This is a genomic window from Rothia terrae (genome assembly GCF_012396615.1).
In the GTDB taxonomy this organism is placed as follows: Bacteria; Actinomycetota; Actinomycetes; order Actinomycetales; family Micrococcaceae; genus Rothia; species Rothia terrae.
Map to the genome: position 1 here is coordinate 1 of NZ_JAAXPV010000024.1, position 23,813 is coordinate 23,813.

The 23,813-nt window shown below is 53.6% G+C and carries 23 protein-coding genes; 12 read left to right on the plus strand and 11 right to left on the minus strand.

Features of this window, described 5'->3' with window-relative positions; all coding sequences use genetic code 11:
• The first annotated feature begins 186 nt into the window (after positions 1-186).
• Together HF984_RS11945 and HF984_RS10500 are read left to right on the plus strand one after the other, a co-directional pair.
• Positions 187-492, plus strand: coding sequence for a transposase family protein (locus tag HF984_RS11945; protein WP_425563904.1), 306 nt, complete (start codon positions 187-189; stop codon positions 490-492).
• A gap of 484 nt (positions 493-976) precedes the next feature.
• Positions 977-2,185 carry an STAS-like domain-containing protein gene (locus HF984_RS10500; RefSeq protein WP_168615629.1) on the plus strand — a complete coding sequence of 403 codons (1,209 nt, stop codon included), beginning with the start codon at positions 977-979 and terminating at the stop codon, positions 2,183-2,185.
• Between the two features lie 308 nt (positions 2,186-2,493).
• Here the strand turns inward: HF984_RS10500 and HF984_RS10505 are convergent, their stop codons facing one another.
• Positions 2,494-2,823, minus strand: coding sequence for a hypothetical protein (locus tag HF984_RS10505; RefSeq protein WP_168615630.1), 330 nt, complete (start codon positions 2,821-2,823; stop codon positions 2,494-2,496).
• Positions 2,824-3,887: 1,064 nt separating this feature from the next.
• Complete coding sequence (locus HF984_RS10510) at positions 3,888-4,151, minus strand: hypothetical protein (protein ID WP_168615631.1); 264 nt, start codon at positions 4,149-4,151, stop codon at positions 3,888-3,890.
• Here HF984_RS10510 and HF984_RS10515 point away from each other — a divergent pair.
• Both HF984_RS10515 and HF984_RS10520 read left to right on the plus strand, forming a co-directional pair.
• The gene (locus HF984_RS10515) at positions 4,139-4,879 is read left to right on the plus strand and encodes a LysR family transcriptional regulator (protein WP_168615632.1); all 741 of its coding nucleotides are present in this window, start codon (positions 4,139-4,141) and stop codon (positions 4,877-4,879) included. The two genes, HF984_RS10510 and HF984_RS10515, sit on opposite strands and share 13 nt — an antisense overlap.
• Positions 4,880-5,110: 231 nt before the next feature.
• Positions 5,111-5,743 carry a superoxide dismutase gene (locus tag HF984_RS10520; RefSeq protein WP_168615633.1) on the plus strand — a complete coding sequence of 211 codons (633 nt, stop codon included), beginning with the start codon at positions 5,111-5,113 and terminating at the stop codon, positions 5,741-5,743.
• Positions 5,744-5,898: 155 nt separating this feature from the next.
• Here HF984_RS10520 and HF984_RS10525 read toward each other — a convergent pair whose 3' ends face one another.
• The 4 genes from HF984_RS10525 to HF984_RS10540 all read right to left on the minus strand — a co-directional run bounded on the left by HF984_RS10525 (position 5,899) and on the right by HF984_RS10540 (position 9,149).
• Positions 5,899-6,870, minus strand: coding sequence for a thermonuclease family protein (locus HF984_RS10525; protein WP_168615634.1), 972 nt, complete (start codon positions 6,868-6,870; stop codon positions 5,899-5,901).
• Between the two features lie 40 nt (positions 6,871-6,910).
• Complete coding sequence (locus HF984_RS10530; protein ID WP_168615635.1) at positions 6,911-7,735, minus strand: NUDIX hydrolase; 825 nt, start codon at positions 7,733-7,735, stop codon at positions 6,911-6,913.
• 451 nt (positions 7,736-8,186) lie between these two features.
• On the minus strand, positions 8,187-8,507 hold the full coding sequence (locus HF984_RS10535) for a putative quinol monooxygenase (RefSeq protein WP_168615636.1): 321 nt from the start codon (positions 8,505-8,507) through the stop codon (positions 8,187-8,189).
• 105 nt (positions 8,508-8,612) lie between these two features.
• Positions 8,613-9,149, minus strand: a complete 537-nt coding sequence (locus HF984_RS10540) for a type 1 glutamine amidotransferase domain-containing protein (protein WP_168615637.1) — start codon at positions 9,147-9,149, stop codon at positions 8,613-8,615.
• Positions 9,150-9,580: 431 nt separating this feature from the next.
• Here HF984_RS10540 and HF984_RS10545 point away from each other — a divergent pair, with 431 nt between their 5' ends.
• The 3 genes from HF984_RS10545 to HF984_RS10555 all read left to right on the plus strand — a co-directional run bounded on the left by HF984_RS10545 (position 9,581) and on the right by HF984_RS10555 (position 12,062).
• Entirely contained in the window at positions 9,581-9,796 is a 216-nt protein-coding gene (locus HF984_RS10545) for a helix-turn-helix transcriptional regulator (protein WP_168615638.1), read from the plus strand.
• Positions 9,797-9,798: 2 nt separating this feature from the next.
• On the plus strand, positions 9,799-10,281 hold the full coding sequence (locus HF984_RS10550) for a hypothetical protein (RefSeq protein WP_168615639.1): 483 nt from the start codon (positions 9,799-9,801) through the stop codon (positions 10,279-10,281).
• 278 nt (positions 10,282-10,559) lie between these two features.
• Positions 10,560-12,062 (plus strand): protein adenylyltransferase SelO, encoded by a 1,503-nt coding sequence (locus HF984_RS10555; RefSeq protein WP_168615640.1) that lies wholly within the window; start codon positions 10,560-10,562, stop codon positions 12,060-12,062.
• Positions 12,063-12,338: 276 nt separating this feature from the next.
• On the opposite strand, the gene HF984_RS10560 is transcribed toward HF984_RS10555, so the two are convergent.
• Complete coding sequence (locus tag HF984_RS10560) at positions 12,339-13,466, minus strand: zinc-dependent metalloprotease family protein (protein WP_168615641.1); 1,128 nt, start codon at positions 13,464-13,466, stop codon at positions 12,339-12,341.
• A 357-nt stretch (positions 13,467-13,823) separates the two neighbouring features.
• On the opposite strand from HF984_RS10560, the gene HF984_RS10565 reads away from it, so the two are divergent.
• The 3 genes from HF984_RS10565 (at position 13,824) to HF984_RS10575 (ending at position 15,881) form a co-directional block, all read left to right on the plus strand.
• A complete protein-coding gene (locus tag HF984_RS10565) occupies positions 13,824-15,062 on the plus strand; it encodes an NRAMP family divalent metal transporter (RefSeq protein ID WP_247596614.1) in 1,239 nt (412 codons plus the stop codon).
• 304 nt (positions 15,063-15,366) lie between these two features.
• Positions 15,367-15,621 (plus strand): type II toxin-antitoxin system Phd/YefM family antitoxin, encoded by a 255-nt coding sequence (locus HF984_RS10570; protein ID WP_168615642.1) that lies wholly within the window; start codon positions 15,367-15,369, stop codon positions 15,619-15,621.
• A 2-nt stretch (positions 15,622-15,623) separates the two neighbouring features.
• Complete coding sequence (locus tag HF984_RS10575; RefSeq protein WP_168615643.1) at positions 15,624-15,881, plus strand: Txe/YoeB family addiction module toxin; 258 nt, start codon at positions 15,624-15,626, stop codon at positions 15,879-15,881.
• A 102-nt stretch (positions 15,882-15,983) separates the two neighbouring features.
• Here HF984_RS10575 and HF984_RS10580 read toward each other — a convergent pair whose 3' ends face one another.
• The 3 genes from HF984_RS10580 to HF984_RS10590 all read right to left on the minus strand — a co-directional run bounded on the left by HF984_RS10580 (position 15,984) and on the right by HF984_RS10590 (position 20,293).
• Positions 15,984-16,673 carry a GntR family transcriptional regulator gene (locus tag HF984_RS10580; protein WP_168615644.1) on the minus strand — a complete coding sequence of 230 codons (690 nt, stop codon included), beginning with the start codon at positions 16,671-16,673 and terminating at the stop codon, positions 15,984-15,986.
• 157 nt (positions 16,674-16,830) lie between these two features.
• Positions 16,831-18,585 (minus strand): acetyl/propionyl/methylcrotonyl-CoA carboxylase subunit alpha, encoded by a 1,755-nt coding sequence (locus HF984_RS10585; protein ID WP_168615645.1) that lies wholly within the window; start codon positions 18,583-18,585, stop codon positions 16,831-16,833.
• On the minus strand, positions 18,578-20,293 hold the full coding sequence (locus HF984_RS10590) for a 5-oxoprolinase subunit B/C family protein (RefSeq protein ID WP_168615646.1): 1,716 nt from the start codon (positions 20,291-20,293) through the stop codon (positions 18,578-18,580). The genes HF984_RS10585 and HF984_RS10590 overlap by 8 nt, the downstream gene beginning before the upstream one ends.
• Before the next feature lie 186 nt (positions 20,294-20,479).
• On the opposite strand from HF984_RS10590, the gene HF984_RS10595 reads away from it, so the two are divergent.
• Positions 20,480-21,250: a LamB/YcsF family protein gene (locus tag HF984_RS10595; protein ID WP_168615647.1), complete on the plus strand. Its 771-nt coding sequence runs from the start codon at positions 20,480-20,482 to the stop codon at positions 21,248-21,250.
• A 149-nt stretch (positions 21,251-21,399) separates the two neighbouring features.
• Here the strand turns inward: HF984_RS10595 and HF984_RS10600 are convergent, their stop codons facing one another.
• The gene (locus HF984_RS10600; protein ID WP_168615648.1) at positions 21,400-21,927 is read right to left on the minus strand and encodes a TetR/AcrR family transcriptional regulator; all 528 of its coding nucleotides are present in this window, start codon (positions 21,925-21,927) and stop codon (positions 21,400-21,402) included.
• A gap of 131 nt (positions 21,928-22,058) precedes the next feature.
• Between HF984_RS10600 and HF984_RS10605 the strand changes: the two genes are divergently transcribed.
• Positions 22,059-23,612, plus strand: coding sequence for an MFS transporter (locus HF984_RS10605; protein WP_168615649.1), 1,554 nt, complete (start codon positions 22,059-22,061; stop codon positions 23,610-23,612).
• Positions 23,613-23,813: the final 201 nt, after the last annotated feature.

Genomic DNA, 23,813 nt, shown 5'->3' on the forward strand with positions numbered 1-23,813 from the left:
CTCCACCAAAGCCTGGGGTACCGAACCCCGGTCGAGGTGGAAACCGATTTTTGGAAGCAGAACCCGCCGCAAGTGATAATAGAAATCAAGGCAAATGCCTAGGAACAAAACTCGGGGCACTTCATACAACTGCCTGAACTAAAAACCCCTGAGCTTGAATCTCTCAAAAATACACCCGGCTCTCTCGTGGTCGATGGGACACTCATCCCGGTGTGGAACTGGGCTTCACAAGGTCGAACACTGTTTTCAGGTAAGCACAAAAGAACTGGATATAACCACCAGGTGATCTGCACTGTGAACGGGAAGCTGCTGGCTATCACTGACCCGGTACCAGGAGCTAGACATGATGTGTATGCCTATCGTTTTCACCAGTTAGAGAGGTTCTTGGGTGAGTCCACTCTGGCGGATAAAGGCTATATCGGGCTTGGGCTGCTGACTCCTACTAAACGGCATCCGGGGGGTGAGGATGAAGGCTGTGGTGAGGCAGAATAATCGTTGGATTAATCGGCTGAGGCCAGTGGTTGAGCGGGTGATTGCGCAGGTGAAAACGTGGAGGGTTCTGCATTCTGGTTTTCGGCGTCCGTTGGGCTCTTATGGGAGGGTGTTTTCTTCTGGTGCGGGCGCTGATTTTCTTTTCGGCTTCGGACCCCTTGTGAATAAGCCTCATTGTTGATTCTTTCGATAAGATAAAGTTTCTGAAAATATTAAAGTATTTTTAATTAATATTCTTAGGTGATATTATGGTTTAAACAGATGAGACTGTCTGTAACGATTTATTATCGATTGTGTCCCTGATGGTTTAATTTTCTATTTGAGGGTATAAATTTGTTTTTAACCCTTCTAGTTAAAAATTAGATTCTTGCAAATCTTATATGAGGTATAGGAGGTTACATTACCCCTAAGAGCGATATGGTTGAATTTATGTTATAGAAGTAAATGAATTTGTAATAAATTCACAATGAGCAAAAGGTTTAGAATGTTCCATAAGATACATATGAAAAATATAAGTTCTCTAAGGGTTGTAGATAAATTGGTAAGCCAATCACGAGAATGGAGATGCGGTGACACTGTCCAGATCGTACTTTCTCAAACTCAGAGATATTACCCTAATTATACCACTCTATTTGTATGTGTGTTGGACTATCTTAAAAAAATAAAGAAAGTCCAAATAGTTCTAGCTGGTGTAAATAGTTACGGGCGACGTATCGGCATAAATGAACCATTTAATGTAAATAATTTACAGCAACATATGAAAGTAACAGACAGAGTAATAGAATTTCACGATCAAGATGAAGCATATAAAATCACTCAAAAATATATCGATGTTCTTTTGGAGTCGGTAGTGTGCAAAGAAGGTGTCATTGATACTTTTGAATGGTGTATTTATGAAATATTAGATAATGTATTCGAGCACTCTCGCGCTGAAAAGGGATTTGTAATGATGCAACTCCTTCCCCAACAGCATCGATGCTTAATCGCGGTAGCAGATGCTGGACGTGGTATTCACAAAGCTATGTATGAAGGGAGTAAGGAAAGTCAGCTTGATGCTGAAAGAATTTGGAGGGCAGACCATGCTATTGAATACTCACTCGAAAGGGGAGTGACAAGTAAGGGTAAAAATAATCAAGGTAATGGTCTCTTTGGACTCCGATCGGCGGTTGAGATAAATGGTGGATCTTTACTGATTCACTCTGGTAGAGGAAATTGGAGTCTGATGAATAATGAGACTAGAAAAAATTACATGGAGAATAGAAAAATTATAAATGATAATGCTCATACAACATTAATTGACTGGAGACTCGATTGTCGAAATCCAGTTGACATATCACAAGCATTATCGAGTAAATTCTCTAACCATAATCTTATCGAGAAATATGAAGGAGAAGAAGAATATATAGAGATTGTGGCAAGTGAGATAGAAAAGGCGTCCGGAGCTCGACAGTCTAGTGCCAAATTACGCATTAAAATCGAGAATTTAATTAATGCTGGAGCTGAAGTTATTATTTTCAATATGAAAGGAATTTCGCTGGTTTCTTCTAGTTTTTGTGATGAATTGTTTGGAAAATTGTATGTTAAGTTAGGAAAAAATAATTATAAGAAAAAAATATTTATTCATAATGCTAATCCTACAGTAGGTAAATTAATAAATATTGCTATTGAAACGCGTATAAAAACTGGCATTTAAGTAATAAGCTTGTCAGGGAATCTAATTTTTAATAGATTTAATTTTTACAACCTACCTACTTCTTGTATTGCTGATGCAATACCTCTATCGAGTATGATAGATTCTCCAGTTTATATTTTTGGTAACGTGCGGAAGAGATTTTCTAGGTCTTGTTTATTTGTGGACCCAAAATAATCAGTTATTGCTGGGATATAGTGAAGATAGTTTAGGTATAACCTAATCCATCCATAGTCTTAAAAAGGTTTGAAATCGATGCTTATATGATGATTTATCATTAAGGTGATATGCCCCGGGTTTAGTTCCGCAACCTAAAATTGGAAATAACCAAAAACAAAGGAACAAACCCAGAATATATCAATAAGTGATTTATCACCCGGGCAAACTCCATGTTGACCAACATACACAGCAGCAGTACCACCGATGCCTGAAATAACACCAGCAGAAATAACACTTCCAACAACGGTTTCACTGAAAGCTGCAGCCCAGGCCGCAGCCATGACAGCTGTACCACCTGATTGGAGAGCTTTCTGGTCTGGTTGGTTGAACACTACAGCGGGGTGGACCCCTTCAAATTTTCCGCCGATTTCAGGAGTAACTTCAGCACCTGCATAGGCTGATGTGACAGTAAAAGTTCCCAAAATCTTTGTCTTATTTCCTTTGCTGTGTACCTCGTAGGTGATGTCATCTGAAGTATGAGAAATCTCAGTCAGAATACCTTCATCTTGAAGTTTTTTGAGGTCATGGTTTCATTGTTCGGTGTCGATTGCAGGACTTTGGATAGGCACGAATGTTGATATTACTTGTGCGTGATTGGTCTGTGCTGAAACTGTCGGGGAAGCAGAAACGATGGTGGGGTAGCCATAATGAGGAGAGTTAGGCTTGTGGCGACTGCTGGGGTTCGTTTCATGGTAACTGTACTTCCACGGAGATTTGTGGGGGCTGATATTTTTTGCGGCTGGGACCCCTTATGAATAAGCCTCGTAGTTGCGTACAGTGCCGAAATCCTATAAGTCTCAATGCCTCCGCTACTGGTCGAGCGGGGGCATTGTTGTATCTGCACAGTCTTATCCACAGAAGTTTTCCACAGCGTGGATAAGTACATGAATGTAACTCAGTGGACGCAGGAGAGAGTGCGTATGGGGATGTGTATGCCTGATCTCTACTGGACGCCCGTGAAATCAAGGATTTATAAGAAGCGAGGTGTTGCTGGACGCCCTGTTCCTATCCCATAGCAGGGATCTGCGGAAAACTTATCCCCACCTGTGGATAACTCTGTGAACATTTTCCACTTAAAGAGCTGTTGTGAGATGGGGTGTGTGGATAGGACGCCTGTCAAAACCTGCAAAAGCCCCTTAAATCACAGGTTTTTGAGACTTTTCCACAGTTCTTTTCCACAGCGTGGAAAACTTACACGCGTGTGATTACACCGGTGAGCTTCGAGTGCTGCACCATAGAAAGTCCTTGTCAGAGCAGTATTTAGATAAGTGTTACTCGCATCAACGTACTTATATTCGAATTATGCACAGAATTATCCCCACCTGTGGATAACTTTCTGCACTTAATGCACAAGCGTCATCGCACAGAGCAGGGCTTGGGGAGAAAAGCAGGATGCCTGCAACCAGCCGGCTAGAAACCGCCCTTCGGCGGAGTACTGGTAACAGGCATCCTTATAAAAGCTAAAGAGCCGGCGCAAGCCCCGCGGCTACTTGCCGGTCTGGGAGAATCGCTGGCGCATTATCCATGAAGCTAGGTAGCACAGCGCTACAAAAGGCACAGTGTAGAAAAGCGCCGGACGCTGCGTGGGGTCAAAAACAATGAGAACGCACGATAACGCGCAGACGATGAGGGTAACCCACGACAGATAGGGGTAGCCCGGTGCACGGTATTTGAGGTCTTCTAGTCTGTTGCCTTCAGCTAGGTACCGTTTGCAAAAGACGATGTGGCAGGCAGCGATTGAAACCCACACTTCGCAGTCGCTACATGGAACTTACTCCTAACGGCAAGCTCCTCAAAGACCGTGCCTTAGTCATCGTGGGTCTCATGGATAAAACAGTCTCTGAGTTCAAAACGATTGATGATGCTATCGGTGGCGAAATCCGGTTGGGATGCCCCGAGTCGCCGCAAGTTAGCGTCGTTGCTTCTGCTTTTGCGAGTTTTCACAAAACAGCACCGCTCTCTCGCCTAGATATCACAAGTGGCAGCACGGAGCACCTGTTTTACCTCTTACATAACGACCTGCTCGACGCCGCGCTGATTGTGGAGCCGCCTTCTTTAGACCGCTACGAATATATTGAAATTCCGGGCGAAGACACCTGGGGCGTCCTGATGACTAAAGACGATCCGCTAGCCTCTTTGGACGCGATTTCTGCCGATGAGTTGCAAGACCGAGACATCATTATTTCGCGACAATCGCTTAAAAATGATCTGCCGCGTTGGAGCGAAGGCAAGATTAAAGAGCATCAGGTCGTAGGGTTCTACAACCTGGTGTATAACGCCACCCACCTGGTGCATGAAAAGTTGGGTGTGATGCTGTGCTTTGACGGGCTCGTCAATACCGAGACGCATCCTGAGCTAACTTTCCGCCCGATTACCCCGACGCTGAGTAACAAAATATATTTGGTCTGGCAAAAACAGCAGACCTTCACACCCGTTGCGCTGCGCTTTATCGAGCACCTCCGCGCAACGCTGAAATAGTGCCGTTAAATACGGTAGGACGCGCGTCCTTGGGGCACTAGAGAGAGCGTCACCCCGTGACGAAATCAGCGCAAAAGGTTTACCCAAAAAGTAAATTTCGGGTTCGTCTCTTAGTGCTCATAGCTGAATATGGGGTAAAAGTTCTACATATAAGGCAGACAATACCTGCACTGGTGCGTAAACTGATGAGTGCAAGGTTTAAACGTCTAGAGAAAGAAAAGGTGACTCCTCATGGCAGAGAAGTACGTTCTTCCCGACCTCGATTACGATTACGCAGCACTGGAGCCGCACATCTCAGCTCGCATCATGGAGCTGCATCACTCAAAGCACCACGCAACCTACGTTGCAGGCGCTAACACCGCTATCGAGAAGATGGAAGAAGCACGCGCTAACGGCGACTTCGCTAACATTGGCAAGCTCTCCAAAGACCTCGCGTTCAACCTCGGTGGCCACACCAACCACTCCATCTTCTGGAAGAACCTCTCACCCGAGGGCGGCGACAAGCCCGTAGGTGAACTCGCAGCAGCAATCGATGACAACTTCGGTTCATTCGATGCTTTCCGCGACCACTTCACCAACGTTGCAACCACCATCCAGGGCTCAGGTTGGGCAATCCTCGCATGGGATACCGTTGGTAAGCGCCTCGTTATCGAGCAACTCTACGATCAGCAGGGCAACATCTCAGTTGCACTGATTCCTGTTCTGCAGCTGGACATGTGGGAGCACGCTTTCTACCTCGACTACCAGAACGTTAAGGGCGACTACGTCAAGGCATTCTGGAACATCGTGAACTGGGAAGACGTAGCAGCACGCTTCGAGCGCGCAGTTTCACAGACCAAGGGTCTGGTTATCCCCGAGGCGTAAGCTTCTAGATACTACAACGCCCCGCATCCGCCTTTGCTGGCAGGTGTGGGGCGTTTTTGTATGCGATGGTGCGGGTAACCCCTGGCGTTTCGCTCATTCGCTGGGACTTTAAGTACCTGCCATGAGCGGAACGCCAGGGGTTAGTTCGTCAGAACCTAGCTGCCGCTACCCTCGCCATCAACACTGCGTTCCAGGCCATCAACACCGGCGTCCTCAGCGGACGCGGTTTCAGTGGACGACGCGTCCTCGGCAGGTGCGGTGGCATCAGCATCGTTAGGCTGCTCAGACCAGCTCTCGCCCGGGCGAACAGGCTTACCCGACGCTGATTCCTTATCGGACTTCTTCACACCGGTGGGATCGTAGTAGTTACCGCCCAAAGCGTCCATCAGTTCCTGCAACTGGTCACTCACCGGAGTCAGCGTGGCGAAAGAACCCTCCCACGAAGCCGGGCTCTGAGTGGAGCGCTGCAGGTCGTTGTAGAACTCGGATGCGTCACGGTAGACCTCGGTAGCCTCTTCTTCGGACAGCTTACCGGCGCCCTTAACTTTATCCGTGTGCTCCTGAATCATGTGCGGAATCGAGCAATCCGTCTCTTTCGAGTACAGGCCCTTACCCTCGTCGGCCGCCGCTTTTTGCGCGTCAGAGACCTCGGTGTAGAACTTATCGCCGTACGAAATAAACGTAGCTACACCCAAGCCCTCGCCGACAATGTTCTTGTTAATGAAGTCTTTACCCTTATAAATCGCGGCCTCAACATAACCCGAAGACCCAACAGCATTCGGATCAAACTTCAGCGAAACCTCGGTACCCGCAGGCAAAGTCTTCTCGGTGTAAGCCTTAGCCTCATCAATCAGACAAGACCCCGAATAATCCACATTACGCTTATTCGGCGTCAAAACATTAGCCATACGCACCTCGCGGTCCTCACCATCAATCGTCAGAACCACGGTGTTCGCATCCTTCACCTCTTTCACCACACCGCGAGTGTCATCCTTAAACTCCTGAGGAGCAGCGGACATCGTGAAGTTAGAAGGCACAGCCGTAGTAGGCTCTTCAGCTTTATTCGAACAACCCGTCAAAACCACAGCCGAAACACCGATAACAGCGGCAACAGGAGCAAAACGCATGGGGACTTCTCTCTACCCGGGGGAGGGGCTCTCTACAGGACTAAAACTTATGTTGCGCGACATCCTGAGTCTCAGAAGCCCGGTACATGCCCAAAGGCCCCTGATCAGCGAACGCGCGAGCGTGATCGTAACGGTACAAACGCGGCGGGCGGTGACGAGTACCCTCAACACGCTTACCGGTATCAATAATGGACTTGGACGCCGCAATCTGACGGCGGAAATTCGCCGGATCCAACGCGCGTCCCAAAATAGCCTCATACACCTCGCGCAACTGCGCCAACGTGAACTCTTCACCCAAGAACGAATGCGCGATGCGAGAGTACTCCACCTTATTCTGCAGGCGGTACAGCGCGTACTCCACAATCTCATTGTGATCAAACGCCAGAGTCGGCAGCTCATCGGCAGGGAACCACTTAATATTCTCATGCACGCGAGTATGAGACACATCAGTAGCCGGAATAGACGCCCAATACACCACAGACACCACGCGCTCGGGATCAACCTGAGGCTCAATCACGCCCTCACGCATCCGCCTATAATCAGGGGTTCGCTGCACATCACCAAACGCGTACAACTGCTCAAGATAACCCGGAACCAAACCGGTAGCACGCTTCAACGTAGAACCCGCAGCCTGCTCCAACGACTGATCCGACGGCAACGGGCCACCCGGCAACGCCCACTGACCCTTATAAGGCTCACGCAAACGACGCACCAAAGGCAACCACAACGAATGATGCGACTCACCCTCCTTACGGCGCAAGGCAAGAATCACCGTAGACACCGCCAGCGACACCGCCGCATGGTCAGCCTCATGATGATCATCAGAATGGCCAAGCTTCTCAGTTTCCTGAGGGAATGAGGTCATGAATCAAGCTCCAAAAATAGTTCACACGAACACAAGCGTTACAACACCACTCATTCTAATGAAAATAGACCCGCCGGTCATGAAAAAGTCGCAACCACCCCAAGTAATTACATAAAAACCAGCCAAAATATGGGACGGCTAGGGTTTCTGGCGCAAAAGCACCCCAAAAATGCGGGGCGGGCAGGGTAGGCGAGCAAAAAATTACTCCCAAAATGCGAAAATACTGACACTAGCGTCAGTACAAACGCACTTCGGGAGTAAGTTTTCAGGATGCGGGTGCGCGCGCCGGCGAGCTGAAGATTGGCTGGTGGGCGGGGCATTGTGCGGCTCCCCGCCGCACCGCACCGGCTTCGCTTCGCTACGCCGCTGGGCAACGCTCTTGCGTGCTCGCTAGCTCGCACCCGCGTCGCCCAGCCCTTCGGGCGAACTTCAGATTGACGGGCGCTACGCGCTAGTCAATCTGAAGTTCACCCATTTCACCCCAGTCATCGCCATCGATAGTGCGAGAGATAATCTTCGGAGTCTCAGCCAACCACGGCTTCATAGCCTCCAGGCCCTTCGCAAAGTGATCCGAATTCACGTGAGCCTCACCCGCGTCGTCATTGAACGCCTCAACAAGAACAACCTCATTCTTGTCTTCAACGCTCAGCGACCACTCAAACCACTTGTTACCGGGCTCCGCGCGGGTAGCCTCAGTGAACTCGCGGGTAGCCTCGAGGAACTCCTCGCGCTTGCCGTCCTTCACCTGGTACTTCACAACAATAAAAATCACGTCAATAAATCCTTATCTATAGACAGTCGGGAATAACAAACCCGCCTGCCTCCATCTTGTCACAGGGCGCGATAAAAGAAGACAGGCGGGGTTATCTGCAAAAACTTAGGAAAGCTTCTCGATCAGCTTTGCGTTGAACGCATCCAAGTCGCCGGGGTTGCGGCTGGTAATCAGTGAGCCGTCAACAACGACTTCCTCATCAACCCAGTTAGCGCCAGCGTTCTTGAGGTCCGGCACGATGGAAGTGAATGAGGTCAGCTTGCGACCTTCGGCCACACCAGCGTCCACCAGAATCCAGGGTGCATGGCAGATAGCAGCAACGGGCTTGTCAGCATCAAGGAATGCCTTGACCAGCTTGCGTGCGCCTTCATCCATGCGCATTGCGTCGGCGTTCAGAGTGCCGCCGGGCAATAGGAGTGCGTCGAAATCTTCAGCCTTCACATCTGCGGTCTTAGCGTCGGGGGTGAAGGAATCCTTCTTCTCCCAGTCGCCTTCCATGCCCTGGAATTCCTTGCCGTCGGGTGATGCGAGGGTGATGCTCGCGCCCGCGATTTCGAGGGCGTCGCGGGGTGAGGTGTATTCAATCTGCTCTACACCCTGTGATGCGAGTGCGAGAACCTTTTTGCCGTTGAGATCAGCCATGATAAATCCTTTCGCCTGTTCAACAGTTCGCTTACTATTCTCGCATTTTCGACGGCAGGACGCGAGAACGCGGCGCTGGCGTTCACTGAGCGCGGAGGGGTAAGGCGCAGCTTGACCGGACGCGCGTTGCGGGGTGCCGCGTCCTGCCCCTCACTTTCCGTGGATTTGCGCTGTAAAAACGGCGAAATTACAGCGCAAATCCACGGAAAGTGCGCGGCGGTGGGTTTTCCACCCATAACTACGCCAGAAACCTTCAAAGTGAGACCTTTTTGACCCTTGTTTTGAAGGTTTCTGGCGTATTTACGTGCTCAGTGGAGTGAGGGTGAGGGTGAACGTGCAAATGGTAAGGGCAAGAGTATCTGCAAGAATCCTTGTCTTTTTGTAAAGTATGTTTTACATTTTAAATGAGATCTCAACCCGAAAGAACAACTATGACAACGCAGAGCGGCGGCACCAACACGGTGCGAAAGTTTAGGCGCTGGAGCGAACTGTCGCAGGCAGAACTAGCCGAGCGCACAGGTGTTTCGCGTCAGACCATCGCCAATATCGAAAAGGGAAACTACTCACCCTCGGTCTACCTGGCACTCTCAATTTGCAAGGTGCTGGACCGGACTGTGGAAGAAGTTTTCGGCGAAGAACAGGACTAATCATGAGCTACAACGACAAAATACTTGCACGCTACGACGCATCTATGGATGATGAGTTTGAGCGAGAAATGCTCTACCGGTCCATAGCTATTTCGTATACCTGGGCAATTTGGCTACTATACATCGCTTTTGCTGTATTGGCTTGGGTGTTGCCCGGTGTCTACGCCATCCTCGTAATTTTACCGATTGCTGCATTGATTATCGCGATGGCAACTGGTGACTCATGGTTGCGTAAGCGTGCTCCTTATCCGCGTTTGAATGGATACTCCAAGCTGGAACAATGCCTGATGGTCTTGATTTCTTTGGCTGTTATCGCCGGTGTTATCTGGAATCTTTCGTCGATTATGGATCGGGATTTTTCTATTGGCGGGGCTATTGGCGCTCTTGCAGGTATCGCAGCGAGTGCTTTTATCCTCAAGTACCTCACCACTCACCAGCGTCGCAAAGACCGCGAACGCCTGGACGCTCAACTCGATGAGGACTAGCCGGACGCGCGTTGCGGGGTGCCGCGTCCTGTCCCTCACTTTCCGTGGATTTGTGCTGTAAAAACGGCGAAATTACAGCGCAAATCCACGGAAAATGCGCGGTGGTAGGTGGTGCAGGGCTGTTACCCCGTCTCAAATCACCGTTTTGGGTGCGAAATCACACCCAAAACGGTGATTTCGCACCGGGTAAGCAAGGCGCGCGGTGGCAGGCAGTAAAGAGCCGCGGCGGGGCATAGTGGGCAAGAGGCCCCTCTTGCCCACCCCGATAGACTGGGAGCATGACGCCCACGCTGGAACACACCTACGCCTGCACTTTCCCGACGCTCGCCACCGAGCAGCGCCCCACGATTCCCGCGGAATCGCGCGTCACCTGGGTCAACGAGCCACTGGCGCAAGAGTTGGGTCTGGATGCGGCGTGGCTGGCCACCAACAACGGGCTGGCATGGCTCACGGGAGGCTCCGCGCCAACCTACGCGCTGGCATATTCCGGTTTCCAATTTGGGCAACTTTCCCCGGTTCTCGGCGATGGTCGTGCGCACCTAATCGGTGAATTGCCGCTACCCGGTGCTGAACTCGGCGCATCCGGCAACCCTACCCAGCCATGCGTTGACCTGCACCTCAAGGGCAGTGGACTCACCAACTTTTCGCGTCCTGGGTCTGACGGTAAAGCACCGCTTTCAGCGGTCTGGCGCGAGGTCGTGATTGGTGAATCGTTGCATGCCCTGGGCGTTCCAACTTCCCGGGCACTCGCCGTCATTGAAACTGGCGAATACATCCGCCGACGCTCACCCATGCCTGAGCCCGCCGGGATACTCGTGCGCGTGGCGTCCTCGCACCTTCGCGTCGGCACCTTTCAGTACGCGCAACTCACCGAGGGCGAAGAACTTCGCAAGAACCTTGTGAACTATGCGCTGACCAGGCATTATCCACATCTCAATGCCGAGAACCCTCTCGACCTGTTGCGTGCCGTCAGCAAACAGCAGGCGCAGTTGGTGGCGCACTGGATGTCCCTGGGTTTCGTGCACGGTGTACTCAACACCGATAACGTCAGCATCTCCGGCCAAGCTATCGATTTTGGCCCCTGCGCTTTCATTGACGGTTTTTCGCGCGACGCGGTCTACAGCTCCATTGACCGACAGGGGCGCTACAAGTACCGCAACCAGCCCGGCGTGACGCAGTGGAACCTCGCGCGCTTTGCTGAAACGCTGCTCGACCTCATCGACGATGACCCCAACAAAGCTGTACATCTTGCTACGGACGTCCTTGCTGAGTTTGAAGAGACCTATCAGGACGCCTGCACCCGCCTCTTCGCTGCAAAGCTGGGTATCGACCTGGGTGAGAGTGCAGATGGTCAGACCCTGGATAAAGTTGCCGCTTTTATCGAGAAAACCCTGGATCTTGCCGGAGAGAAAACCCTCGACTTCACGGGTTTCTTCCGCGCGCTGACTGACGATGCTGAGGTTCAGAACTCGGAGAAACTCCAGAGCCTGTTGGGTCAAGAACCCGCTGAAACCTGGCTCGCCGAGCTGAACCGGCTCCGCGCAGAAACCGGCGCGTCACCGGAAAAGTCCTACCAGCTCATGCAGGGCAACAACCCGGTCTACATTCCGCGTAATCTCACGCTCGATGCGGCGCTGCGCAAGGTTGAGACGGGCGATGCTGAACCCATTCAACGTCTGATTGAAGCCGTTCGAAATCCCTACACACGTGTGGTGGGGAACGAGGATTTGGAGCAGGCGCCGGATTCATCGCGATTCTTTACGAGTTTCTGTGGAACATAGCAAACCGTTATATACGTCATGTTTGTCCCCTAAATAGGGGAAATTGTATAAAATAAACTCAGCGGCGGATTTCCTCGGAATACACGAAACGTCCCCACGTTTCATGTGTAAAGAAATCCGCCGCCGCGTTTAAAGCTTGCTATAGGAGCCTATTGATAAGAACCGACGCATGAGGCACCTATATGTCTGCATATAAAAACGCGCTGCCTCACTCGGGTATCGAGTAGAGACAGCGCGTTCGAAAAAACACTTGGCTACATTAGAACAGCCGGATGCTTACCAGCGGTTCACTGCAGGAGCATCTTCGTCGAGCAGGTTCATATCGCGAGCCTGGTCAGCGGTGAGCTCATTACGCTCAGCACGCGGCTGAGTGACCGAGTAGCGGTAGTCGCCACCACGAGCTTGGAAGCGGATGTTTGCAACATCGTCGTGTGAGTGCAAGGTGGAGAGGTAACCGTCATTGTTCAAATCAGCCGCAACCGGACCGGACGAAATCTGACCGTCATTATTGAAGTCAATCGGTGCGTCCGCAAGAGCGTCGGGGCGGTAATCGTACAGGTAACCGTGTGAATCCGGGCCAAAGCCGCCTTCTTCGTACAGGCTACGCTCATTAACGGAATCGTGTTGATGGGTTGAGTAGCCGAATGAAACGTTGCCGTTAGCTAGCGGAACACCTTTAACCTGGTAATGGTAGTTCATGATGCTGAAGTAGTTGGGTTTGAAGTTCACGTTGTCATCGCCACCGTGTAGCAGACCGAGATTGTGGCCGAGTTCGTGAATGAAAGTGCCGATGTAGGTAGCGCTCGGAACATTCTCGCCCCAGTAGCTGGGGCCGAGGGTTACGGCAAAGTTGCGACCGTTAATCTGCGCGATACCTGATGAACCCGGTGCGTCTGAGTAGTAGTCACCAAAGACCATGTAGTGGAAGACATCGTCACGAGCGGGATCTGAGTGATCATAGCGCAGCTGGCCAACAGTGGTTTCGTTGCGGAGAACCTGATAAGGAATCTCCTCACCGCCGCCGAGATCGTACTTAGCGTAGCGACTACCTGCATCCAGGTGAATGTTAACGCCCTGGCGACCATCGGGGTTGTCGATGGGGTAGTTAGCGAAAGTCTGGGTGATTGCGTCCAGCTCAGACTGGGTAGCCATCAGATCGGGCATGTAGTCCATCTCGACAAAGATGTCCTTGTGGTTGGGATCTGCGCCCCACGCCGGGAAATCAAGGTCGATCTTGCCGTCATTGTCGTAATCGTAACCGTTGGTTTCCCAAGAATTAGGGATGCCGTCGCCGTCGTTGTCAGTGAAGGACGCTGCGTTAGCAGGTGCTGAAAGGCTGGTGAGGCCAATGAACGCTAGCGTGAAAGTGGCAAGAAACTTCTTACCTGAAAATAGGGTGCGCATATGCGTGTGTACTTTCTGTGTGGTTCGAGCAACTCGAGTGGTTCAAGTGGTTCAAGTGGTTCGAAATGGGGAGTGTTGTGTGGTTCTGGTTCTGAGATTAAGTGAAAAATAGGCTTTTGGTCAACTTTAAACGAGTAAAAAATGCCCTCTGATTAGGGGATATATACAAATTGCAACCGGTGGTAAACAGGGTTTTTGTATGCATTTCGGTCAAGTTTTAAAAAGGGATGCGGCGTTTCAAAAATAAACATTTAAAGTGCGTTTATTTGCAACATTGTTCAACAATCCCTATATTGTGGTGTAGGTCTATGACGCAGCACTCTTGCTTGCGTTCCTTACTCGTGAGAGGAACCTGCGTTGGCAGAAAACACAACCCCCATTAAAGGAAGCGTCGTCGCATCCAAGAGCGGACGCCGATCCGTGCTCATCGGATCACTCTTCCTCATGGCAACCAGCGCCATCGGCCCTGGCTTTATCACCCAAACCGGACAGTTCACCTACAAGCTCGGCGCATCCTTCGCCTTTGCAATTCTGATCTCAATCCTGATTGATATCGCGGTGCAGCTCAACGTCTGGCGCGTCATTGGTGTCTCCGGTCGCAAAGCCCACGAACTCAGCAATGCCGTCCTGCCCGGCCTGGGTATTCTGCTCTCTATCCTGGTGGCACTGGGCGGATTCGTCTTCAACGTCGGCAACGTTGCCGGCGGCGGACTCGGCTTCGACTCAATGCTCGGTGTCGACCCCACCATCGGCGGTGTTATCACCGCAATCCTAGCGATCGCGGTCTTCTTATCGCGCAAGGCAGGTGTGGCGCTCGACCGCATCGTTGTGGTTCTCGGCGTCATTATGATTCTTGCAACCGCGTACGTTGCCTTCGTGTCGAACCCGCCTGTCGGCGATGCCATGCGCAACGCTGTCATGCCCGAAACTATTGATTTTGCAACCATCACGACGCTGGTGGGCGGTACCGTCGGTGGCTACATCACCTACGCTGGTGCGCACCGCATGATCGACGCCGGAGTCTCCGGTCTTGAAGCGGTTACTGACATTACCCGCTCATCGGTTACCGGCATCATCATCACCGGCCTGATGCGTTTCTTGCTCTTCTTGGCGATTCTCGGTGTTGTTGCGACCGGTGTTGAACTGTCGACTGACAGCTCTATCGCTGGCCAGGCGTTCGGTATTGCCGCCGGTGAAATCGGTACCCGCCTGTTTGGTCTTATCCTGTGGGGCGCATCTATCTCGTCAGTGATTGGCGCGGCGTACACCTCAGTTTCATTCCTCACCCACAACAACACCCCGGTGAAGATCAAGAACGGTCTGACCATTGCGTTCATTGTGGTCTCGACCATTGTCTTCGTGACTCTGGGTAAGGCGCCGTCTACCTTGCTGATTGTTGCTGGCGCTGTGAACGGTTTGATTCTTCCTGTTGGTTTTGGTGTTCTACTGTTTGTGGCATCGTTCAAGACCCGTAAGTTGCTTGATGGTTACAAGTACCCGGTGTGGCTGCTGGTGATTGGTTGGGCGTCGTGGTTGCTCACCATTTACTTGGGTTGGAAGTCGCTGGGCGGCATCGCGCAGCTGTGGCAGGGCTAAAATTTTCTGCTTTGCAGAAATAAAAATTTTAGCCCTGCGTCGAGCTCAGCGTAGCGGCGAGACGAGGAAGCGCGTGAGCGCAGTGAACTCGTGTTTTCCCTAGCTAGCGAGGAGATTCTCCCCGGTGAAATGTGCTTTTCATCGGGGAGATTTTTTGTGTCAGTAGGTTTTCACTTTCCGTGGATTTGCGCTGTAAAAACGTCGAAATTACAGCGCAAATCCACGGAAAGTGCGCGCGGGGGCCTCTTTACCGCAGTCGGCCCCATTGCTATCCTGTACAGTATCCTGTACGGAAAGGGATGCGATGAAAACACTGACATATACGGAATCTCGCGCGCGTTACGCAGAGGTCCTCGATTCGGTAGTGAATGATTGTGAAGAAGTGGTGGTGACCCGCGCAGGACGCGAGCCAGCGGTCATCCTGTCATTGGCGGAGTACGAATCGTTGAAAGAAACCGCCTACCTCCTGCGCTCTCCCGCCAACGCGCGTCGTCTTTTTGATTCCATTAGCGAGCTGGAAAATGATGGTGGCGCTGAACGGGATCTACTCGAAGACTAGCCATGAAAATTGTGTGGAGCGAGAACGCCTGGGAAGACTATCTGTGGTGGCAGGGGCAGGATCGCAGGGTTCTCAAACGTATCAATCTGCTTATTAAAGATATTCAGCGCAATGGGAACGAGGGGATAGGCAAGCCAGAGGCTTTGCGTAATAATCTCTCGGGGTATTGGTCGCGCAGGATCACTGAGGAGCACAGAATCGTCTATAAAATCGTCGACGATTCCATTCGCATTGCCGCGGTGCGCTACCACTACGAGTAAACCAACTTTCCGTGGATTTGTGCTGTAAAAACGTCGAAATTACAGCGCAAATCCACGGAAAGTGGGCGGTGCCGAAAGAATGCGCGCCGAAAGTGCGGATGCCTACACCCTGTCCGCGAAGTATGCCGCGGAGGACGCGAGGTAGTCGCGCAGGTAAACGTGGGCTTCGTACTTGTCGCCGGCTTCAAGCAGGTGCATGAGATGCTCGTTCTTCTCCACAAAGGGGGAGTGGAAGTCCGGCACCGCCACCATCGAATGAAAGAGTAGGCGCATCTCGGCGAGAGCACTCACCATAAGTGTGTTGAGGCGTTCGCTGCCAGAAAGTCGCACGAGTTCGCGGTGAAAATCCTGGTTAGCGCCCGCCATGCCAGAAACCGAGCCGGATGCGCGGTGCACCTTCGACTGCTCGATAATGCGACGCAAAATCGGTTTCTCACCTGCGGAAATAAGGTCGATAGCCGCGCTTTCTAGTGCCAGACGAAGCGTGAAAAGCTCGTGAATCTGCTTCTTGCCGGGGGTCGCTACAAAAACACCGCGGTTGGGCACGCGCGTCATCAGGTGCTCAGATTCAAGCGCTGTAAAAGCCTGGCGCAGGGTGTTGCGCGAGATGCCCAGTTGCTGCGCCAGCGCCGCTTCGGAGAGCTTGGTGCCCGGGTCTAGCGCGCCTTCTGTCATGGCGGTGCGCAGGACGTCCGCCGCCCATTTTGTTGCGAAGGCATGGTCTGGCGTGGAGCGGGCGACGATGCTGTCGAGCGTGGGCACAACGGGTATTGAAGTGGTCTCAGGATTCACGGGTCTAACTATATAGAACGGTAGGGTTTTGTTCCGCATCCGCCCCTGCGCAAGTAGTGACCACAAAACTCTCAAAAACCCGGTGTTTTGGGGCGGTTTTTGAGAGTTTTGTGGTCACTGTTGAGAGAAACGTGGTCACTACGTGCAGGATGCCGGTTTAGCTTTCGAACTCCACTAGGGGCTGACCAGCCTGCACGCGCTCGCCGGCCTCGGCAGTTAGTGCGGCAACTACGCCGCCTGCTTCCGCGTGCACAGGTACTTCGGTTTTCATTGCTTCAAGAATCGCTACCTGATCGCCTGCCTCAACGGTATCGCCAACGCCCACGGTAAATCGCAGTAGCGAGCCGCTCATGGGCGCATTGATGCCGGATGCGGCGTCCTGCCCACCGGCGTCCGCACCGGTTCCGGGCGCGCCCGCGCTACCGAAGGAGTTGAAAATAGCATCGGGAATACCGACCTTGGTTGAAACGCCGTTGACCTCAAGGTTGAAGCGGGTGACGCCGGTGCCCGGGAAGCTGGTAGCACCTACAGGCAGCAGCCCGCCGCGGTAGTTTTCGTCGGGTACTAGGTCATCGCCTAGTTCGTTTTCGATCCAGGTGGTGTAGACCTTGAACTGATCACCGGTGAAGTCGGGATGTTCCATGACGCGCTGGGCAAAGGGGATAACGGTTGCAATGCCCTGAATCTCCAGCTGGCGCAGGGCGGTGCGTGCGCGGCGAATAGCGAGTTCGCGCGTTGGCGCGGTGACGATCAATTTTGCCAGCAGGGAGTCGAAGTCACCTGAGCTCACTGTGCCTGCGCGTACGCCGGAATCCCAGCGAATGCCGGGGCCTACCGGCACGCTAATCGAGGTGATTTCACCAGCTGCGGGCAGGAAACCTCGGGCAGGATCTTCAGCGTTGATGCGGAATTCGAAAGAGTGCCCGCGCGGGGTAGGCATCTCGGTCATCGGCAAAGGCTCGCCTGTTGCGATGGCGAACTGCAGCTGCACCAGGTCAACGCCACTGACTTCTTCGGTGACGGGGTGTTCTACCTGAATGCGGGTGTTGACTTCCAAGAACGAGATGGTGCCATCGTTGGCTACCAGGAACTCGGCGGTGCCTACGCCTACGTAGCCTGCCTTCTTGAAAATTTCGGTGGATGCGCGCACGATTTGCGCTTCTTGCTCAGCGGTGAGGAAGGGCGCGGGTGCTTCTTCAACGAGTTTCTGGTGGCGACGCTGCAGCGAGCAGTCGCGGGTGCCGATAACGACTGCGTTGCCGTGCGCATCCGCCGCAACCTGCGCTTCAACGTGTCGGGGCTGGTCCAAGAACCGTTCGACAAAGCAGTCGCCGTTGCCGAATGCACCCACAGCCTCACGCTGTGCCGAATCAAATGCTTGCTCAACTTCATCCAGCGAGCGGACGACGCGCATACCGCGTCCGCCACCGCCGTGGGCTGCCTTGATGACGACGGGCAGGCCGTGTTCTTCGGCGAAAGCGCGAGCTTCACCGGCGTTAGCTACGGGGCCGTCGGTGCCGGGTGCCAGCGGCGCATTCACGGCCAGTGCGATGTCGCGTGCAGCTACTTTGTCGCCAAGAGCGGTGATGGTCTCGGGTGAGGGACCAATCCAGGTAATGCCCGCATCGATAACAGCGCGCGCAAAATCAGCGTTCTCAGCCAAGAAGCCGTAGCCGGGGTGAACATCGGTGGCACCGCTACGACGCGCAATATCCAGTACCTTCTCGATGTTGAGGTAGCTCTCTGCGGGGGTGTTGCCCTCGAGTGCGTATGCCTCGTCGGCGAGCACAGTGTGCAGTGCTTGCGCGTCGGAATCAGCGAAAATCGCGACGCTTTCAAAACCGGCATCGGCGCAGGCGTTGATGATGCGAACAGCGATTTCGCCACGGTTGGCAATGAGAACTTTACGCATGATTTTCTTTCTGGGTATCTGAGGAGTCTGAAGGATTAATATCTAAGGTTGAGGGGTCAACCTCGGTGAACCTGATGCGCGTTTCGGGCGGCGCTTGGGCGAGTAATCGCAGGTCAGCTGGTAGTACGGATGCGATGACGGGGTAGCCGCCGGTGACGGGGTGGTCGGTGAGAAAGACGACCGGCTCACCGTTGGGTGGCACCTGTATTGCGCCGGTGACCATGCCTTCACTGGGAAGCTCTGCGGTGTTGGTGCGTTCTAGTAGCTCGTCAACGTGGCCGGGGCCTGCTGGCATCTCGTCGGGCACAAGGCGTACGCCAATGCGGTCGCTTGAATTGCTGACTTTCCAGGCGGCGGTGACAAAGTTGCTGAGCGATTGAGCGGTGAACCAGTCATCGCGCGGGCCGAGGATGACGCGCAACTCCGTGTCGTCGCCGGGTAGCGGCAGGGGAGTGCTCGGCACTGCTACGGCTGATGCGTGCAGGTTGGCGCCCGCGAGAAAGTCGCCGGACGCCAGTGGCTGGGCGCCGATGCTCGAGAGGGTGTCCCGAGAAGCACTGTTTGCTTGCGCTTCTGCCGCGAATCCACCGCGTAGCGCTACGTAGGCGCGAAGACCGCTACTTGCCGGGCCTAGCGTGAGAGTTTCGCCGGCTTTCAGTGCAAACGGTGTGTACTGACGGAGCTGTTTGGGCAGTGAGTCTGCGGTGTTGGCGTTCTCAGCTGTTTCATCGCTGCCGGCATCGGATATCTGTGCCGACTGCGCTCCCTGTGCAGCCTGTACTACCGGGGTGATCGTGCCCTCAACGCTCGCGCCGGTCACCGCCAGAACCGCGTCCTGACCAGCTGTAATGCGTAAACCACCACCGAGATTTTCAAGGACGGGTGTATTGAGCTCGTTGCCGACAAGACGGTTAGCTTCGCGGGCCGCTGGGGCATCTGCAAACCCGGAGGGCGAAACACCCCAGTGCGCCAGATGTGGGCGGCCGGCGTCCTGAATGAGTGTCTGTATGCCGGGTGAATCTACGCGCAGGATTGCATCCTCAGCTCTTACCTGGGAGCTGGTGCGGGTATTGGATTCGGTGCGCACCTCAATCAGCTCGCGCACCGCCTTGAACTGCACTTTCATGCCGGGTTCTAGGAGGGCGGGAGGGGCCTGCGAAAGATCCCACAGAGGCGCGTTGGTGCGGCCAATCAACTGCCAGCCACCGGGTGACTGGCGCGGATAAATACCCGACAGCGCGCCAGCTAAGCCAACAGCTCCGGCGGGAACAGCGGTACGCGGCGATGAACGACGCGGCACGTTCAGCACATTGTCTTCAGCGTGCAAGTAGAAGAAACCGGGCGCGAAACCGGCAAAGGCTACGCGCCAATCAGCGCCGGTGTGAGCGTCGATGACGCCCTGCTCGCTGAGCCCTGCCAACGCGGCAACCTCTGCGAGATCCTCACCGTCGTAAACGGTCTCAATGACGCGGGTTTCTACCTGCCCGTCCTCGGCATCAACGTGTTCGGGCAGGGTGAAAGAGGTGATAAACCGGCTGGTGTTTTCAGCGGTATCAAAGCGGACGAGCACAGTTTGCGCGGCGGGAATGAGCTCAACCTGGCCGCGTTCGGGGTGGTTAGTCAGATGTTCGTGAAGGGAAAGTGCCTGTGACAGTGACTCACAGTCAATCATGGCGTTGGTTAGAGAAAACCTTTTGATGCGCGACATGATAAGACCACCTTTGACAGCACTAACTTGAGATTGTTCAACAATCTTGACAGATGTGGGCTTGTTCACGCAACAATAGAGGTAATGCTACGTTGAAACTGCACTTTAACCGGTTTTTTCGTCAAAATCGGGGTTAAAGTGCAGTCTCGACGCACACTTTGAGAAATTTACAGAAAAGAGCTCCCCGTGCGCATAGACCTCAATTCAGACTCCGGCGAATCATTCGGCTCATGGTCCATGGGCGACGATGCCACCATGATGCAGATCGTCTCATCCGCCAACATCGCCTGCGGCTACCACGCTGGCGATCCTTCGGTCATGCGCTCCACCATCGCCGCAGCCGTTGAAAACAAGGTGGCTATCGGCGCGCACGTTGCCTACCCGGATCTCGCTGGTTTTGGCCGCCGCTTTATCGACATGACAGCCACCGAACTCATCGACGCTGTCATCTACCAAATCGGCGCGCTACAGGCGGTCGCATCCTTAGCCGGTGGCACTGTTTCTTACGTCAAGCCCCACGGCGGACTCTACAACGCCATCGTTCACCACGAAGCCCAGGCGCAGGCTGTTGCCACCGCGCTCGCCGAGCTGAACCGCGCATCCGGCACTAATCTCTCTGTTCTCTGCCTGCCCAACAGCGAGATTGAACGTCGCGCGCAGGATGCGGGCGTGCAGGTTTTCTACGAGGCTTTCGCTGATCGCGGGTACACCCCGTCAGGGACGCTGGTCTCTCGCCGCGAAGCAGGGGCTGTTATCCATGACCCCGAGCAGGTAGCGGCGCGCGTCGTGAAAATGGCGTTAGAGAAGACCGTGACCGCGGTTGACGGTAGCGAAGTTGGCCTGAATGCGCACAGTGTATGTGTGCACGGCGATACTCCCGGCGCGGTGGAGATTGCGCGCCAGGTGCGTGCTGCTCTGGAGAAAGAGGGCGTGGAGATCGCGGCCTTCGCTGGCTAAAAACCGCGAGAGGGGAGTTGTGTTGCGCTTTTTATCCAAAAAGTGCAACACAACTCCCCTCTCACGCGTTAAAAGTGGGTTTTCTAGGTGTGGCTCTTTGTGTGCTCGCTAGCTCGCACCCGCCACACCTAGCCTCGCGATTAAGCGCTTTATGCGCGTAGCTTTTTGACGGCGGCTAAGAGGATGCGCTGATCCTCCTTCTTAGCATGCTCGTCCACGGTGCCACCAAAGAAAGCTGCGTTGTAGTACATGCCGTCAGACAAAAGTACAATCGCTCGGGCGGTGTCTGCATCGCCCACCTCGGTTTCGATGAGTTCGGTGACTTTGTCCTGCGCTTCTTTGAGTGCTGCGGATGCGGCGGCGTTAGATTCCTGGGCGAGACGGCTGACTGCCACAATGGCGCGGTCGAAGTCATTGTCTTCATAGTCCGAGACTGAAATGTAGTAGGCAGAAGCGCCTTCTTCTGCGGCTTTCATCGCCTTGAGGTCTTCTTCTGAGAGCGCGGTGAATCGTTCAATGAGCCCTGCCGCCATCGCATCCTTGGAAGGAAAGTGGTAGAGCAGTCCTCCTTTGGAAACACCTGCGGTTTTTGCGACGGCGTCCATGGTTGCGGATTTTTCGCCCTGGTGGATGAGGATGGATTCGTAGGCGGCGAGGATTTTGTCTTTTGCGCTCATGTGTTTCAAGATACCAGAAAATTCTCTAGAAACTTTACCGTATGGTTGGTACAGTTGAGGCGATGTAAAAACCGTCTAGTCGGTACAGTAAAGCAGTGCTTTGCACTTCTCCTCAAGAAAGACGTGAAACCATGAGTACGGCATCGATGCCTCTCATTGACCATCAGCAAGCAACCTCTTCGAACAAGAAAAAGCGGTGGGTTGCCCTCGCTATTCTCATGTTGCCGGTGCTGTTAGTGTCCATTGATAACACCGTGCTTTCTTTTGCGGTGCCCTCTATCGCCCGCGCACTAGAACCTACCGGCGTCCAACAGCTGTGGATTATCGATGCTTACTCCCTGGTGCTTGCGGGGCTGCTGGTGCCTATGGGATCTCTTGCCGATCGCATCGGCCGAAAGAGGCTGTTGATTATTGGTTCTACCGGCTTTGCCGCTATTTCAGCATTAGCTGCCTTTGCGCCGACTGCTGAGTGGCTCATTATTGCTCGTGCGGGACTGGGCTTCTTCGGCGCTATGCTGATGCCCTCTACTCTTTCGCTTATTCGCAATATTTTTACCGACTCCAACGAGAGGCGCATGGCGCTTGCTATCTGGGCAGCTGGTTTTGGCTCCGGCGCGGCACTCGGCCCTGTTATTGGCGGGTTTCTGCTTGAGCACTTTGCGTGGGGTGCCGTCTTTATGATGGCGGTTCCTGTGCTGATTCCCTTCCTCATCCTGGCACCCCTCCTTGTGCCTGAATCTAAGGACCCTCAGCCCGGGCCAATCGACCCGCTTTCCATTGGTCTGGTCATGGTCGCGATGACGGCTATTACCTACGCCATTAAGCACATCGCTAAGGTCGGGTTTGATACGACGCTTGTTGCTGCGGTTCTCATTGGTCTTGTAGCCGGTTGGCTGTTTACCCGCCGTCAGCTCCGCCAAGCGAACCCCATGCTCGACATGCGTCTGTTCACCAACAAGGTTTTCACCGGCGCTATATCGGCCAACCTGTTGGCGATGATGTCAATGGTCGGCTTTATTTACTTTGTGTCTCAGCACCTGCAGTTAGTGGCTGGGCTTAGCCCCTTGGACGCGGGCCTCTTCCTGGTGCCCGGCACACTCGTAGCCATGGTGTCGGGGTTGCTGTTTGTGCGTCTTGTACCGCGTTTTCACCCCGCGAAGGTCATCGCTTTCGGTATGTTTCTCAACGCCGCAGCCTTCGGACTGATTTTTGCGCTCGGCGGTGAAAGCAACCTGGTGCTGATGCTCGCTTTCATCGTGATGGGACTGGGCGTGGGTGCCTCTGAAACCCTCGCGAATGACGTCATGCTGTCCTCGGTTCCGCCGCAGAAAGCGGGTGCCGCGTCCGCCATTTCAGAAACCTCTTACGAGCTGGGTGCAGTGCTAGGAACCGCTATTCTCGGCGGCATCCTCACCGCTGTTTACAGCAAATCTATTGACCTTCCCGCCGGGCTGAGTGAGCAACAACAGAACACCGCCTCTGAAACCCTCGGTGGGGCTACGCAGGTTGCTTCGGATGCCGGTGGAACGCTTGGCGCTCAGCTACTCGAAGCCGCCCAGCACGCCTTCGACGCGGGCGTGGTGTGGACGGCGGGCATCAGCGTCCTGCTCCTGGTTTTTGCCGGATTCATGGTGCTGAGGATGATTGCCGGTGTAGACCCCAACGCTGAACCTGCAGAGCACTAGATGTAGGTTAGCGCTTCTCATAATCGCGACAGGGGAGGGATGTACCGTTTTTCGGCGAAAAACGGTACATCCCTCCCCTCTCGCGTATTAAAACTGTGCTCCTAGAGATTCGTCGTGTGAGCGAGTTGGCTGGTGGGCTTTCTAGGTGTGGCTCTTTGCGTGCTCGCTAGCTCACACCCGCCACACCTAGCCCCTCTCGCG

What these genes read in the sequence shown, in the direction of transcription:
- HF984_RS10550 (WP_168615639.1), top strand. Translation starts at nt 9,799, where the DNA reads ATGAGCTACAACGACAAAATACTTGCACGCTACGACGCATCTATGGAT.
- HF984_RS10520 (WP_168615633.1), top strand. Translation starts at nt 5,111, where the DNA reads ATGGCAGAGAAGTACGTTCTTCCCGACCTCGATTACGATTACGCAGCA.
- HF984_RS10545 (WP_168615638.1), top strand. Translation starts at nt 9,581, where the DNA reads ATGACAACGCAGAGCGGCGGCACCAACACGGTGCGAAAGTTTAGGCGC.
- HF984_RS10570 (WP_168615642.1), top strand. Translation starts at nt 15,367, where the DNA reads ATGAAAACACTGACATATACGGAATCTCGCGCGCGTTACGCAGAGGTC.
- HF984_RS10590 (WP_168615646.1), bottom strand. Translation starts at nt 20,293, where the DNA reads ATGTCGCGCATCAAAAGGTTTTCTCTAACCAACGCCATGATTGACTGT.
- HF984_RS10575 (WP_168615643.1), top strand. Translation starts at nt 15,624, where the DNA reads ATGAAAATTGTGTGGAGCGAGAACGCCTGGGAAGACTATCTGTGGTGG.
- HF984_RS10605 (WP_168615649.1), top strand. Translation starts at nt 22,059, where the DNA reads ATGAGTACGGCATCGATGCCTCTCATTGACCATCAGCAAGCAACCTCT.
- HF984_RS10600 (WP_168615648.1), bottom strand. Translation starts at nt 21,927, where the DNA reads ATGAGCGCAAAAGACAAAATCCTCGCCGCCTACGAATCCATCCTCATC.
- HF984_RS10560 (WP_168615641.1), bottom strand. Translation starts at nt 13,466, where the DNA reads ATGCGCACCCTATTTTCAGGTAAGAAGTTTCTTGCCACTTTCACGCTA.
- HF984_RS10555 (WP_168615640.1), top strand. Translation starts at nt 10,560, where the DNA reads ATGACGCCCACGCTGGAACACACCTACGCCTGCACTTTCCCGACGCTC.
- HF984_RS10530 (WP_168615635.1), bottom strand. Translation starts at nt 7,735, where the DNA reads ATGACCTCATTCCCTCAGGAAACTGAGAAGCTTGGCCATTCTGATGAT.
- HF984_RS10525 (WP_168615634.1), bottom strand. Translation starts at nt 6,870, where the DNA reads ATGCGTTTTGCTCCTGTTGCCGCTGTTATCGGTGTTTCGGCTGTGGTT.
- HF984_RS10585 (WP_168615645.1), bottom strand. Translation starts at nt 18,585, where the DNA reads ATGCGTAAAGTTCTCATTGCCAACCGTGGCGAAATCGCTGTTCGCATC.
- HF984_RS10500 (WP_168615629.1), top strand. Translation starts at nt 977, where the DNA reads ATGTTCCATAAGATACATATGAAAAATATAAGTTCTCTAAGGGTTGTA.
- HF984_RS10540 (WP_168615637.1), bottom strand. Translation starts at nt 9,149, where the DNA reads ATGGCTGATCTCAACGGCAAAAAGGTTCTCGCACTCGCATCACAGGGT.